At 64.3% G+C, this 12,396-nt stretch carries 17 protein-coding genes and 1 pseudogene; 14 read left to right on the top strand and 4 right to left on the bottom strand.

Annotated features, from left to right (window positions below; all coding sequences use genetic code 11):
* Together ACRCSW_RS04450 and ACRCSW_RS04445 are read left to right on the top strand one after the other, a co-directional pair.
* Window positions 1-716: pseudogene (locus ACRCSW_RS04450) on the top strand (replication restart helicase PriA); the annotation flags it as partial.
* Window positions 673-1,047 carry a hypothetical protein gene (locus tag ACRCSW_RS04445; RefSeq protein ID WP_438702930.1) on the top strand — a complete coding sequence of 125 codons (375 nt, stop codon included), beginning with the start codon at window positions 673-675 and terminating at the stop codon, window positions 1,045-1,047. The pseudogene ACRCSW_RS04450 and the gene ACRCSW_RS04445, both read left to right, overlap by 44 nt.
* 58 nt (window positions 1,048-1,105) lie before the next feature.
* Here the strand turns inward: ACRCSW_RS04445 and ACRCSW_RS04440 are convergent, their stop codons facing one another.
* Both ACRCSW_RS04440 and ACRCSW_RS04435 read right to left on the bottom strand, forming a co-directional pair.
* The gene (locus tag ACRCSW_RS04440) at window positions 1,106-1,870 is read right to left on the bottom strand and encodes a hypothetical protein (RefSeq protein ID WP_438702928.1); all 765 of its coding nucleotides are present in this window, start codon (window positions 1,868-1,870) and stop codon (window positions 1,106-1,108) included.
* 102 nt (window positions 1,871-1,972) lie between these two features.
* The gene (locus ACRCSW_RS04435; protein ID WP_438702926.1) at window positions 1,973-2,350 is read right to left on the bottom strand and encodes a DUF6958 family protein; all 378 of its coding nucleotides are present in this window, start codon (window positions 2,348-2,350) and stop codon (window positions 1,973-1,975) included.
* Between the two features lie 69 nt (window positions 2,351-2,419).
* On the opposite strand from ACRCSW_RS04435, the gene ACRCSW_RS04430 reads away from it, so the two are divergent.
* Window positions 2,420-3,625: a DUF2235 domain-containing protein gene (locus tag ACRCSW_RS04430; protein ID WP_438702924.1), complete on the top strand. Its 1,206-nt coding sequence runs from the start codon at window positions 2,420-2,422 to the stop codon at window positions 3,623-3,625.
* A gap of 54 nt (window positions 3,626-3,679) precedes the next feature.
* Here the strand turns inward: ACRCSW_RS04430 and ACRCSW_RS04425 are convergent, their stop codons facing one another.
* The gene (locus ACRCSW_RS04425) at window positions 3,680-3,970 is read right to left on the bottom strand and encodes a DUF6958 family protein (RefSeq protein ID WP_438702923.1); all 291 of its coding nucleotides are present in this window, start codon (window positions 3,968-3,970) and stop codon (window positions 3,680-3,682) included.
* 97 nt (window positions 3,971-4,067) lie between these two features.
* On the opposite strand from ACRCSW_RS04425, the gene ACRCSW_RS04420 reads away from it, so the two are divergent.
* The 4 genes from ACRCSW_RS04420 (at window position 4,068) to ACRCSW_RS04405 (ending at window position 7,479) form a co-directional block, all read left to right on the top strand.
* Window positions 4,068-5,303 (top strand): MFS transporter, encoded by a 1,236-nt coding sequence (locus tag ACRCSW_RS04420; RefSeq protein WP_438702922.1) that lies wholly within the window; start codon window positions 4,068-4,070, stop codon window positions 5,301-5,303.
* A gap of 81 nt (window positions 5,304-5,384) precedes the next feature.
* A complete protein-coding gene (msrA, locus tag ACRCSW_RS04415) occupies window positions 5,385-6,038 on the top strand; it encodes a peptide-methionine (S)-S-oxide reductase MsrA (protein ID WP_438702920.1) in 654 nt (217 codons plus the stop codon).
* A gap of 94 nt (window positions 6,039-6,132) precedes the next feature.
* Window positions 6,133-7,011, top strand: a complete 879-nt coding sequence (locus ACRCSW_RS04410; RefSeq protein WP_438702919.1) for a 50S ribosomal protein L11 methyltransferase — start codon at window positions 6,133-6,135, stop codon at window positions 7,009-7,011.
* Window positions 7,012-7,131: 120 nt separating this feature from the next.
* Window positions 7,132-7,479: a hypothetical protein gene (locus ACRCSW_RS04405; RefSeq protein WP_438702917.1), complete on the top strand. Its 348-nt coding sequence runs from the start codon at window positions 7,132-7,134 to the stop codon at window positions 7,477-7,479.
* A 107-nt stretch (window positions 7,480-7,586) separates the two neighbouring features.
* On the opposite strand, the gene ACRCSW_RS04400 is transcribed toward ACRCSW_RS04405, so the two are convergent.
* A complete protein-coding gene (locus ACRCSW_RS04400) occupies window positions 7,587-7,790 on the bottom strand; it encodes a DUF1127 domain-containing protein (protein WP_438702915.1) in 204 nt (67 codons plus the stop codon).
* Here ACRCSW_RS04400 and ACRCSW_RS04395 point away from each other — a divergent pair.
* The 7 genes from ACRCSW_RS04395 (at window position 7,789) to ybgC (ending at window position 12,203) form a co-directional block, all read left to right on the top strand.
* Window positions 7,789-8,019, top strand: a complete 231-nt coding sequence (locus tag ACRCSW_RS04395) for a hypothetical protein (protein ID WP_438702913.1) — start codon at window positions 7,789-7,791, stop codon at window positions 8,017-8,019. The two genes, ACRCSW_RS04400 and ACRCSW_RS04395, sit on opposite strands and share 2 nt — an antisense overlap.
* Window positions 8,020-8,111: 92 nt before the next feature.
* The gene (ruvC, locus tag ACRCSW_RS04390) at window positions 8,112-8,621 is read left to right on the top strand and encodes a crossover junction endodeoxyribonuclease RuvC (protein WP_438702911.1); all 510 of its coding nucleotides are present in this window, start codon (window positions 8,112-8,114) and stop codon (window positions 8,619-8,621) included.
* Complete coding sequence (gene ruvA / locus ACRCSW_RS04385) at window positions 8,618-9,292, top strand: Holliday junction branch migration protein RuvA (protein ID WP_438702910.1); 675 nt, start codon at window positions 8,618-8,620, stop codon at window positions 9,290-9,292. The genes ruvC and ruvA overlap by 4 nt, the downstream gene beginning before the upstream one ends.
* 2 nt (window positions 9,293-9,294) lie before the next feature.
* The gene (ruvB, locus tag ACRCSW_RS04380) at window positions 9,295-10,317 is read left to right on the top strand and encodes a Holliday junction branch migration DNA helicase RuvB (RefSeq protein WP_438702908.1); all 1,023 of its coding nucleotides are present in this window, start codon (window positions 9,295-9,297) and stop codon (window positions 10,315-10,317) included.
* A gap of 12 nt (window positions 10,318-10,329) precedes the next feature.
* Window positions 10,330-11,058 (top strand): DUF1194 domain-containing protein, encoded by a 729-nt coding sequence (locus tag ACRCSW_RS04375; RefSeq protein ID WP_438702907.1) that lies wholly within the window; start codon window positions 10,330-10,332, stop codon window positions 11,056-11,058.
* 267 nt (window positions 11,059-11,325) lie between these two features.
* On the top strand, window positions 11,326-11,775 hold the full coding sequence (locus tag ACRCSW_RS04370; RefSeq protein ID WP_438702905.1) for a chlorhexidine efflux transporter: 450 nt from the start codon (window positions 11,326-11,328) through the stop codon (window positions 11,773-11,775).
* Window positions 11,776-11,801: 26 nt separating this feature from the next.
* Window positions 11,802-12,203, top strand: coding sequence for a tol-pal system-associated acyl-CoA thioesterase (ybgC, locus tag ACRCSW_RS04365; RefSeq protein WP_438702904.1), 402 nt, complete (start codon window positions 11,802-11,804; stop codon window positions 12,201-12,203).
* The last annotated feature ends 193 nt before the right edge of the window (window positions 12,204-12,396 follow it).

Genomic DNA, 12,396 nt, shown 5'->3' with positions numbered 1-12,396 from the left:
AGCGGCTGGCGGAGGAGGTGGCGGCGCGGTTTCCTTCGGCTCGCGTTGTCGTGCTGTCGTCGGATTTGTTCGGTTCGGCACGGGCGTTGAAGGAGGCGATTGGTGACATTGCGGCTGGAGGTGCCGACATCATCATCGGGACGCAGATCGTGGCGAAGGGGCACAACTTTCCGCTGCTGACACTGGTCGGGGTGATCGACGCGGACCTGGGGCTGCAGGGGTCGGACCTTCGGGCGGCCGAGAAGACGTTCCAGCTGATGCGGCAGGTGGCGGGGCGGGCGGGGCGGACGGCGGAGCGGAAGGGGGAGGCGTGGCTCCAGACGCACCAGCCGGAGCATCCGGTGATCCGGGCGATTCTGGGGGGGGATGAGGAGGCGTTCTGGGCGACCGAGGCGGCGGAGCGGCGGGCCGCAGGGGTGCCGCCTTACGGGCGGATGGCGGGGATCATCCTGTCGTCACCGGACGTGGCGCAGGTGTTTGACTTCGGGGCGGAGCTTGCGCGGCGGTCCGAGCCCTTGCGGCGGATCGGGGCGGAGGTCTGGGGGCCCGCACCGGCTCCGATCGCAAGGGTGCGGGGGCGGCACCGGGTGCGGCTTCTGGTGAAGGCGGAGAAGTCGGTGCCGTTGCAGGCGGCTTTGGCGGAGTGGCTGGCTCAGTTCAAGGTGCCGACGAATGTGCGGCTGGCGGTGGATATCGATCCGCAGAGTTTTTTGTGAGGGGTGCCGCTCTCCGTCGGAGGCGGGGGCGCGCCATTTTCGAGGCGGGCGGTCGTCGCCCGACCTTGGGAGCCTCCGGCGGGGATACTTGGGCAAAGATGAAAGGGTGGGTCAGGGTGCGTGGAGGCGGACCGGGTGCTTCGGGACCGAAGTCTGGGGGCCCGCACCTGCTCCCATTGTGCGGGTGCAGGGGCAGCGCCGGGTGCGGCTTTTGGTGAAGGCCGAGAAGTCGGTGCGGTTGCAGGCGGCGGTGGCGGAGTGGCTGGGTCAGTTCAGGGTGCCGGGGAATGTGCGGCTGGCGGTGGATATCGATCCAGATAGTTTTTTGTGAGGGTTGGTGGCGCTCAACGCTCCAAAATAGTTGCTAACAGGGACCCTACGGCTTGCTTTCATCGAACCGTTGTCTGCCACTTTTCGACCGTCTTCTCAGCGGTGATGCGTCCTGTGTCGATCTTGTGTGGGTCCGTTTTCTCCGAGAGTGCACCGATTTCCTTCCTGCCGAGGAAATATGCGACACGCTCGCCATTGGCACCTGATGGGTGCGGCACGCCTTCGATGACGCGGCGCGCATCAAGCGTGCCCTGTCTCTCAAGATAGCGGCAAGCCTCCAGCACCGCCGGACCTAGCGGTATGACGAGAGCTTTTGGTAGCGATTCAAGTTCAGAGGCGGTGTAATTCAGTAAATGCTCACGCAGAAGTGCAGAAGCCGCGATCTTCGGCGAAGAGCCGGTATAGTTCTTGCCGCCTTTGAATACGGGATAGCGCAACGCCGACGCAAACTGCACAAGACCCACATCCTGGCTCCAAAGCGAGTTACAAGAGGCGATACCAAGCGCGCTATTCACCCCTATTGCGTCTAGCATGGCAACGAGGTTGGCGCGCATAGGGCCAGCAAAGGAGGCATGCGCCTTGGCGCGGGCTAGCGCGTCGGCATCGCTTGCACCTGAGCGCAACGCGCGACCGACCTCCACGATTGCAGCGTCAGCTTGTTGCTCGCCTGGGGTGATGCCGAGTATCACGAGTTTTGCATTCGGATTTACGTGATCAAATGGCGCATAGCGCACTTCAAGCGCTCCTTCCCGGGCCATCAAGAGGCGCGGATCGTACACGTTCTTGCTGTCGAGAAGAGCGTGGCGGTAGTGCTCGAAGGTCATCGGTCAGGCTCCGTTGGATAGGCCACGATTGTCGCGTGGTCGGATAACTCGTCAAACTAAACAATTCGTTAACCGACGAAACAGCGCAGTGCCGGACCTTCTTTACGGGCAACAAAGGCGCACCGGCGGCTTAGGCCCCCGCTTCAGCAGCCCCTTCGCCTCCAGGTCGAGCTGGACGCATTTGACCCACCAGCCTGCGGTCTCGCCGCCGGGGAAGACGGTGGGGGAGAGGTGGGGTTTCACCTCTTCGATCAGGTCGGCAACCGGGACACCGGGCGGAGCGGTGGGGAGGACCTTTTCCATCGCGGCGCGCATCTCGGCGTATTTGGTGGCATCGGCGCGGTAGGTCTTGCCGGGCTGGCCGACGTTCTGGACTTCGATGGTGTCGGAAAAGGTCGGTGTCCTCCGGGGGGATGGACAAGGGTCGGGCGGTGGTAGAGCGCGGCGATTGACAGCTGCGGGGCAGTGACGCAGCATCATCCTTGGGGCCTTGCCCCGTTTATTCAACCGCCCCTTTGGCGGCACATTCCAACGAAAGGCATTAACGCCATGCACAAGCGACTTGTCGTATGTTTTGACGGAACCTGGAACGCGGTCGACAGCGAACGCGCCGAGACCAACGTTGCCCGGCTTTCCCGTGCTGTCCGGGCCAATTCAGGAGGCGACGGGGTTCCCCAGCTTTGCCTCTACCTGCGCGGGGTGGGGACCAGCGGGTCGAGGCTTGAACGGCTGTTTGCCGGTGCGACCGGGGCGGGGACCGAGGACATCATCCGTTCGGCCTATATGTTCCTGTCGCAGAACTACGTGCCTGCCCACAAGAACGAGAGCGGCAAGGACGTCGCCGCCGACGAGATTTTCCTCATCGGCTATTCGCGGGGCGCATTTGCCGCCCGGTCGCTCTCGGGGCTTCTTGGCTCGGTCGGGCTATTGAAGCGGCAGAGCCTGCCGAATCTTTCTACCGCGTGGAATTACTATCGCGATTTCAAGAACCGGTCGCCGCAGGACTTCGTAAGGCGCAATGCCAAGAAGAAGATCGAGACGCATGACGAGGTGGCGGTCGACTTCCTTGGTGTCTGGGACACCGTTGGTGCTCTTGGCGTGCCGGTCGGCATCCTGGGCGAAATCTCGGACGGCATCTTCGGCTTTCACGACACCACTCCCTCGCGGATCGTGCGGCATGGTGCGCAGGCGCTTGCCATCGACGAGCAGCGGGACGAGTTCGTGCCTACCCTCTGGACGGGCGATGTCCCGGCGGGTGCCAGGATCGAACAGGTCTGGTTCGCGGGAAGCCATGCCGATGTGGGCGGCGGATTTGCGGATCGTGAGCTGGCGGATATCCCGCTCCTCTGGATGATCGACCGGGCGAAAGCGGCCGGACTGCAGGTCGACGAGGCGACACCGGGCCTGCTGCCTGTCGCTGCCGCGATCAACGTCCTTGGACCGACGCACGATTCCCGGCAGGGCTGGTCGGTCAAGGATCGCCTGACCCCGACGATCCGCAGCGTTTGCGAGCTGCAGGTGCAGGTCGACCTTCTGGAGAAGCTCTATCGCCCGCTTGGCCCGAACGGAAAGCCGCTGCCGACGATCAACGAAATGGTCCACTGGAGCGTCGCGGAGCGCTTTGGCAAGCTTGGCCTGATGTCGCCCGACGACAAGGTCAAGACTCGGAAGCAGATGAAATATGCGCCGAAGAACCTGAAGCCGCTGTTCAGCCCTGCCGGCGAGCCGCTGGCCACGACGCGAGTGTGGACCTAGGGCCGGGTCTGTAAGCCTGCAAAACGTCAGGGAGCCGCTTCGGGCTTGATCGGGTCAGGGCCGGTAGAGCCGAACCGGCGACTTTGGGGCGCGTTTCAGGAGGCCTTTGGCTTCGAGGTCGAGCTGGACGCATTTGACCCACCAGCCCGCGGTCTCGCCGCCGGGGAAGAGGGTGGGGGAGAGGTGGGGTTTCACCGCCTCGATGATGGCGGCGGGGGTGAGGCCTGGCGGCTCTGAATGGATGACGGCCATCATAGCCGCGCGCATCTCGGCGTATTTGGCGGCGTCGACGCGGTAGGTTTTGCCGGGCTGGCCGACGTTCTGGACTTCGATCTTGTCGGACATGGCCCTCTTCCCTCTGGCCGCACCGACTTTCCTGCAACTTTGTGCGGGGAACAAGCTTTTGCTTTTCGACCGAGGCGTTGCTGTGTAAGCGAGGAAAATGACCCGCCCGCCCTTCCCGCTTGCTGACGCCGGAAACCTGCCCGTCTGGCGGCGGCCGGAGGCGTTGCTTTATCTGATGGCGGCGGCGATGCCGCTTAGTTTCGCGACCTGGTCGGCGCTTTTGAACAACTTCGTCATTGAGGTCGCGGATTTCACGGGGAAAGAGATCGGCTGGCTGCATACGGTGCGGGAGATTCCGGGGCTGCTGGCGGTGGTGGTGATCACCATCCTTTGGGTCATGCGGGAGCAGGTGCTGGCGCTTTTGATGCTGGCGCTTCTGGGGGCGGCGACGGTGGCGACGGGGTGGTTTCCGACGTTCACGGGGTTGTTGGTGATGACGCTCTTCTCCTCCATCGGGTTTCATTACTTCGAGACGGTGAACCAGTCGTTGCAGCTGCAGTGGATCGACAAGGCGCGGGCTCCGCTGGTCTTGGGGCGGATCGTGGCGGTGGGGGCGGGGGCGTCGCTGGCGGCTTATGGGGCGATTGTGGCGCTGTGGGACCGGCTGGGGCTGGAGTACGACACGGTGTATCTGGCGTCGGGGGGGCTGACGATTGCAATCGTGCTATTCGCGGCGGTGGCTTATCCGCAGTTCCAAAGCCCGCATGTGCAGCACCAGCATCTGGTTTTGCGGCGGCGGTACTGGCTTTACTATGCGCTGCAGTTCATGGCGGGGGCGCGGCGGCAGATTTTCGTCGTGTTCGCGGGCTTCATGATGGTGGAGCGGTTCGGGATGAAGGTCTCGGAGATGACTTTGCTTCTGCTGATCAACTACCTGATCAACATGCTGGTGGCCCCGGTGATGGGGCGGGCGTTGGGGCGGTACGGCGAGCGGAACGTGATGGGGTTCGAGTATATCGGGCTGACTTTGGTGTTCCTTGCCTATGGCGGGCTTTACTGGTTCGGCTGGGGGCTGGTCATTGCGAGTGGGCTTTACATCCTGGACCAGCTCTTCTTTGCGCTGTCGTTCAGCTTGAAGACCTATTTCCAGAAGATCGCCGATCCGCGCGATATTGCGCCCACGGCGGCGGTGGCCTTTACCATCAACCACATCGCGGCGGTGTTTCTGCCGGCGGCGCTGGGGTATCTTTGGGCGACCTCGCCGGACTATGTGTTCGTGCTGGGGGCGGGGATGGCGCTGGTGGCGTTCGGTCTGATCTGTCTGATCCCGCGCCATCCGGAGCCGGGGTACGAGACGGTGTTCTCACGCGGGCTGCCGCAGCCGGCGGAGTAATCCCTTGGTGATCGGGCTGTAACCGGCGTTGGGTTGTGGCCGCGAGCGCCCTATATTCCGGATCAGAAACGGAGGTTCCTCATGTTCTTCACGCGCAAGTCGATGGAAATGGTCACGCCCGACAAGGCCCTGCCGGGGCGGCCGGAGCCGTTGCCGACAGCCGAGACGCATTTCCTGTCCGGTATTCCCCTGAAGTCCCCCGTGCCCGAAGGCATGGCCGAGGCGATGTTCGGGATGGGCTGCTTCTGGGGCGTCGAGCGGAAGTTCTGGCAGGTGCCTGGGGTGTGGCTGACGATGGTGGGGTATGCGGGCGGCTTCACGCCGAACCCGACCTACAAGGAGACCTGCACGCAGCTGACCGGCCACAACGAGGTAGTGCGGGTGATCTATGATCCGAAGGTGGTCAGCTATGAGGCGCTTCTGAAGCTCTTCTGGGAGGGCCACGACCCGACCCAAGGCATGCGGCAGGGCAACGACGTGGGCTCGACCTACCGGTCGGGGATCTACACCTATACGGCGGAGCAGGCGGAGGCCGCGAAGGCCTCGAAAGCGGTCTATGAGGGCGCGTTGAAGGCTGCCGGGATGGGGCCGATCACGACCGAGATCCTGCCCGCGCCGGTCTTCTACTTCGCCGAGGACTATCACCAGCAGTATCTGGCGAAGAACCCGGGCGGGTATTGCGGGATCGGCGGCACCGGGGTGACTTGCCCGATCGGGACGGGTGTTTCGGCCTGACCGGGGCACAATTCTTCTGCGAAGAATTGGGGTGTCCTGCTTGTTTGCCCGGCGCCTTCCGCGTAAGGCGCCTCGCACAAAGGAGTGCCGCCCCATGCCCACCTATTCCGCCCTGACCACTTTGCCCGGCGAAGAAGCCGCGCAGGGCCTTGCCGCCGCGATGGAGCGGATGGAGCCGGAGCCTACGGGTGTGGGCGTCTTCGAGATCGAGGATGGCTCGGGCCTTTGGGAGGTTGGCGGGTACTTTCTGGAGCCACCGGATACGGTGCTGCTGGAGGTGCTGGCGGCGGCTTTCGGGGCGAAGCCCTTCGCCCTGTCAGAGCTGCCCGAGATCGACTGGGTCGCGAAGGTGCGGCGGGAATTGGCGCCGGTCGAGGCGGGGCGGTTCTTTGTCTATGGAAGCCATGACGCGGACAAGGTGCCGCGCGAGGCGGGCCGGGTGCCGTTGCAGATCGAGGCGACGGTGGCGTTCGGCACGGGCCACCACGGCACAACGCTTGGCTGCCTTCGGGCTTTCGACCGGCTGCTGACCGCCGGAGAGCGCCCCGCGACGGTCGCCGATATCGGCTGCGGGACGGCGGTTCTGGCGATGGCGGCAGCGGCGACGTTGCCGGATGCGGTGGTCATCGCAAGCGACATCGACCGGGTGGCCGTGGATGTCGCGGAGGCGAACGTGGCGATCAACGGGCTGGAGGGGCGGGTCGAGTGCATCGAGGCGGCAGGCTTTGCGCACAAGCTTCTCTATGAGTCGGCACCGTATGATCTGGTCTTCGCCAACATCCTGAAGGGGCCGCTGATCGAACTTGCCCCGTTGGTCGCGACTCACCTTGCAACCGGGGGAAGAGCGATTCTATCCGGTTTGCTCGCGGAGCAGGCAGAGTCGGTCACGGCGGCTTACGTTGCGGCAGGTCATTGTTTGCTAAACCGCGACGATATTGGGGAATGGTCGACGCTTGTTCTACAAAAAGCATGAAGTTGTGGACAATCCTTGACCGAACGGCTGCTTAGATGAATACAAGATGAACGTGCCGCAATTTAGCCATAAGCATGCGGCAAACATTAATGGTCAGAGCTGCTACTCTGGGTGAAAAATATGTGGGTTGATCCAAACCTGAATGATTTCTACAGCCGCGTCTCGCGGATCGAGAAGTCCCATGCCAAAGGCTACGGTTTCGAAGCCGCCGGAACGATCAGTCGAAAGGCGTCGGGCCGGGTCGGACGACGGCTTCTGAAGCTGGCGAAACCGGTGGTGCTCGCACTTGCACTTGGTGTCTGTCTGAAGGGCGTTATCCACTACTTCGTGGGCCCGCAGACCTATGAAAGCCGCGTCAGCGCGCTGGCGGCCGGTGACGGGTTCGACCCGGTCGGCGCCTGGCTGATGCATGCGGATCCCCTGTCGCTTTGGGTGTCGGCACAGCTGCAGTCCGTACTCCCGCGTTGATCTTCCAAGGTTGATTGCAAAGATTGGAATGACGAAGGGCCGCACCTTTTAGGTGCGGCCCTATTCTCGTCTTTGGGATCATCCCGGCCCTTCGGGCTTTCGGCCGCTTAGCGGCCAATGAACTCGATGTCACCGCGGCAGAGGCCGATATCGTCAAGCTCACGGTCCGAGAGCTTGTTCAGCGACTTGCGGGTGATGCGCGCATCGTTCCAGGCAGCAAACGTCCGGGTGACGTTCGACAGGGCCACGATGGCACGGTAGGTGGTGATGGCGCCAAAGGGCGCCGGGCGGGTCGTCTCGACAGCGGCCATGGCTTTCATCCTTGTTCTCATACTGCACAAATCGGAGGCTTATTCCTCCATGGCTTGGCAGATAGCTGTGCTGCAGGTGCAAAGCAAGCTGAGCATAAGCAAGGCCGCCATGCAGCCGCTGCATGACGCGTGTCAAAATTTTGTCAATTTTTTCAGTCGGTTTTGGCAGAGAGCGCGAACGCTGTCGGTTTTCTGCCGCGAGGCGTCGGATTTTGCAAGTGCAAAATGAATGGGCAGATCGCGGGCGGAAATCGGAAAGCCATTGGCGGATGTTCGCTTTTCGTGCTAATTCGGACGCCAAGAGCAAGAAAAGGGGCAGGGATGCGTGTCATCGGGATCGATCCGGGCTTGCGGAACCTGGGTTGGGGGGTGATCGACGTGGCGGGCTCGCGCCTGACCCATGTCGCCAACGGGATCTGTCATTCGGACGGCGGCGACGGCGATCTGGCCGCGCGGCTTCTGTCGCTGCATTCGCAGCTGACCGTGGTTCTTGAGGCCCACCGCCCCGATGCGGCAGCGGTGGAGCATACCTTCGTCAACAAGGATGCGGTGGCGACCTTGAAGCTTGGTCAGGCGCGGGGGATTGCACTTTTGGTGCCGGCGCAGTTTGGCCTGTCGGTCGGGGAATACGCGCCCAATGCCGTGAAGAAGACGGTGGTGGGCGTGGGTCATGCCGCCAAAGTGCAGGTTGACCACATGGTGCGGCTGCATCTGCCGGGGGTCTCGATTGCCGGGCCGGACGCGGCGGATGCGCTGGCGGTGGCCATCTGTCATGCGCATCATGTTCAGTCGTCGGGACGGCTGGCGGCGGCGTTGAGGGCGGCGGAATGATCGGTCGTATCTCGGGGCGGCTGGACTGGCGGGGGCCGGACCATGTGCTGATCGATGTGCGGGGCGTGGGGTATATCGTTTACGTCAGCGACCGGACCCTGGCGGGGCTGCCGGGGCTGGGCGAGGCGGTGTCGCTATACACCGACCTTCTGGTGCGCGAGGACCTGCTGCAGCTTTTCGGGTTTCCGACGATGCTGGAGAAGGAGTGGCACAAGCTTCTGATGACCGTGCAGGGGGTGGGCGCGAAGGCGTCGATGGCGATCCTTGGGACGTTGGGGGCCGAGGGCGTGGGCCGGGCGATCACGCTTGGTGACGCGCGGGCGGTGCAGGCGGCGCCGGGCGTCGGGCCGAAGCTGGCGCAGCGGGTGATACTGGAGCTGAAGGCGAAGGCTCCCGGAGTGATGGCCGCGGGCGTGGGGCTGTCGGCGAAGGCTGGGGCGGATGATGTGGTGGTCGAGGACGCCCCGGTGGCCGCTCGCAAGCCGGTGCGGGTGGATGAGGGGGCCGCAAGGCGGGCGGGGGCGACGGCGGATGCGCTGTCGGCGCTTTTGAACCTGGGCTACGGGCAGGGCGATGCGGCTCAGGCGGTGGCGACGGTGGCGGGGGATCAGCCTGAGGCCGAGACGGCGGTGCTGATCCGGTCGGCGCTGAAGTTGCTGGCGCCGAGGTAGGGATGGAGCCGGACCCCGCCCTGCGCCCCGAGAAGCTGCCTGAGGACACCGACAGGGCCCTCCGCCCGCAGATGCTGACCGAGTTCATCGGGCAGGCGGAGGCGCGGGCGAACCTCGCGGTGTTCATCGAAAGCGCCCGGATGCGAGGGGAGGCGATGGATCATACGCTCTTCCATGGGCCTCCGGGTCTGGGGAAGACCACGCTGGCGCAGATCATGGCGCGGGAGTTGGGGGTGGGGTTCCGGATGACCTCGGGTCCCGTGCTGGCTAAGCCCGGCGATCTGGCGGCGATCCTGACCAATCTGGAACCGCGGGATGTGCTCTTCATCGACGAGATTCACCGGTTGTCCCCGGTGGTGGAGGAGGTGCTTTATCCCGCGCTGGAGGATTTCGCGCTGGACCTGGTGATCGGCGAGGGACCGGCGGCTCGGACGGTGCGGATCGATCTGCAACCCTTCACGCTGGTCGGGGCGACGACGCGGCTGGGGTTGCTAACCACGCCCTTGCGGGACCGGTTCGGGATACCGACGCGGTTGGAGTTTTACTCGGAGGCGGAGCTTTACGAGATCGTCACCCGTGGGGCGCGACTGATGGGGGTGCAGGCCGAGGCCGAGGGGTGCCGCGAGATTGCCCGGCGGGCGCGGGGGACGCCGCGGATTGCTGGGCGGCTTCTGCGCCGGGTGGTGGATTTCGCGCTGGTCGAGGAGGGCGGGAGGATCAGCCGGGCTCTGGCCGACCGGGCGTTGACCCGGCTTGGGGTGGACAAGCTGGGGCTCGACGGGGCGGACCGGCGGTATCTTTCCCTTTTGGCCGAGAACTATGGCGGGGGGCCTGTCGGGGTGGAGACGATCGCGGCGGCGCTCAGCGAGCCGCGGGATGCCATTGAGGAAGTGATTGAACCATTTCTGTTACAACAGGGGTTGATCCTGCGCACTCCGCGCGGCCGGATGCTGGGGGCGAAGGCCTGGCGGCATCTGGGGCTGGAAGCGCCGAATTCGGGGCGGGCGGACCTGTTCGACACCTGAAGGGAAGACCATATGTTGCCTGCCATCCGCCTTGCTGCCGTGCTTTGGTTTTCGGCAGCGGAGGGGGCGCGGGCGGCTTGCACCATTGCGCTGGTTCTGGGGCTGGATGTGTCGGCCTCGGTCGATGCCGAGGAGTACCGGTTGCAGGCCGAGGGTACGGCAGCGGCCCTTCTTGCGCCGCGGGTGGAGGCGGCCATCCTTGACGGCGGTCCGGTGGCATTGGCGATCTTCACCTGGAGCGGACCGGACGATCAGGGGCTGGTGGCCGACTGGGTGCTGATCGACAGTCGCGCCACTTTGGAGGCGCTGGCCCTCCGCGTCGCGGCCTTCCCGCGTCCGGTGGCGGTCAGCAGTCGGACGGCGACCGGGTCGGCGATCCTCTTTGCCCGCGGCCTTCTGGACCGGGCGCCGCCCTGCGACCGGCAGGTCATCGACCTGTCCACGGATGGCACCTTCAACGCGGGGCCCGCTCCGGAGGACGTCCGCAGCGCGGCGGCTTTTGCCGAGACGACGATCAATGCGCTGGCGGTGGCGGGTGGGCCGGTGCCGGACTGGCGCGACGTGAAGGACCCGACAACGGCGCTGGCGGTCTATCTGACCTTCCGGGTGATCCACGGCCCCGGCGCTTTTGTCGAGCGGGCGGCGGACTACACCGACTTTGCCCGCGCCATGACCCGCAAGCTGGAGAGGGAATTGCAGGGCGCCTTGCTGGGGGCGCTTGAGGCGTCGTCCCTGCCTTGAGGACGGTGAAAGGGGGGGTGATCGCCGGGGTTCGCGTGGGTGGGCACGGTGCGCAGTACTTTTGTTCCAATGATTGCAATGGTTTGGCTATGGCCATTCAGGGAATTTTAAGATCTGGCCACAAGCTGGGAGCCAGCCCGACTGCGCCCGGCCCGCCAACAGAAATGTCAGAAACGAATAACTGACGGGCCTGCGGCGTTCGGCCAGTAGACCCCATTCCGGGATCGCCAGGTTTTCGGGCATTTCATAACTGAATTTGGAGCAGCCATGTCTTTGCGCAGCCCGCGGGAGCGGTTCATCCAGACGCTTGCATTTGAGACCGGAGGCCTTCTGATGATCGTGCCGCTCTACATGCTGGTCACCGGCAGCGCTGCCAGTGAGGGCTTCCTGCTGATGATCACACTTTCTGCGGCGGTGATGATCTGGTCGCCCTTGCACAATGCGGTCTTCGACTGGGCAGACCTGCGAGCGACGGGTCGCCTTGCCAGCGACCGGTCGCACCGCTGGCGGGTGGTGCACGCGATCAGCCATGAAGTGACCGTGGTTGCGGTCACCTTGCCGATCCTGATCTTTCTGGGTGGCTTTGCACTTGAGCAGGCGCTTGCGGCCAATATTGGCATGACGGCGGTCTACACAGTCTATGCCTACGTGTTTCATCTGGTCTATGACAGGCTGCGCCCCGTGGGGCGACTTGAGGCCGGACTGATCATCTCATGACGAGGTGAGCGCGGCGGGAGAGGGCCATGCCGCATCAACACGCCGTACGCGTCTACTATGAGGACACCGACCTTGCCGGGATCGTCTATTACGCGAACTACCTGAAGTTCATCGAGCGGGCGCGGAGCGAGTGGGTCGCTTCGCTTGGGATCGACCAGATGGCGCTGCGGGCATCGCAAGGGATCGTTTTCGCGGTCCGGCGGTTGGAGGCGGACTTTCTGCGGCCCGCGAAGTTTGGCGACGATCTGGTGGTGGAGACGACGCTGCAGTCGCTGGGCGGGGCGCGGCTGGTGCTGGAGCAGGTGGTCCTGCGGGGCGGGGAGCGGCTGTTCGTGGCGGTCGTGACGCTGGTCTGCCTGACGGACGACGGCCATGCAGCCCGGATGCCGGCGGAGCTGCGGGCACGGCTGGCGGGGCAGGTGCATTAGGCCACGACACGCGGGATGGCTCGTCGATGGACTTCGTCCACTCCTCGCCGATGTTCCGACGAGGAGACGAAGTCGAACGAGGAGGGGCCACCCAAGATGACATCTTCCGTCATGTGGTAGCGAAACCCTGCCGGCCACAGACTTGTGTTGGCAATCCCGCTCCAATCTTGATAGAATCAGCGTTAACGGAGCC

The organism is Tabrizicola sp., from assembly GCF_051645465.1.
GTDB lineage: Bacteria > Pseudomonadota > Alphaproteobacteria > Rhodobacterales > Rhodobacteraceae > Tabrizicola.
This window is presented reverse-complemented; position numbering and strand designations above follow the sequence as displayed.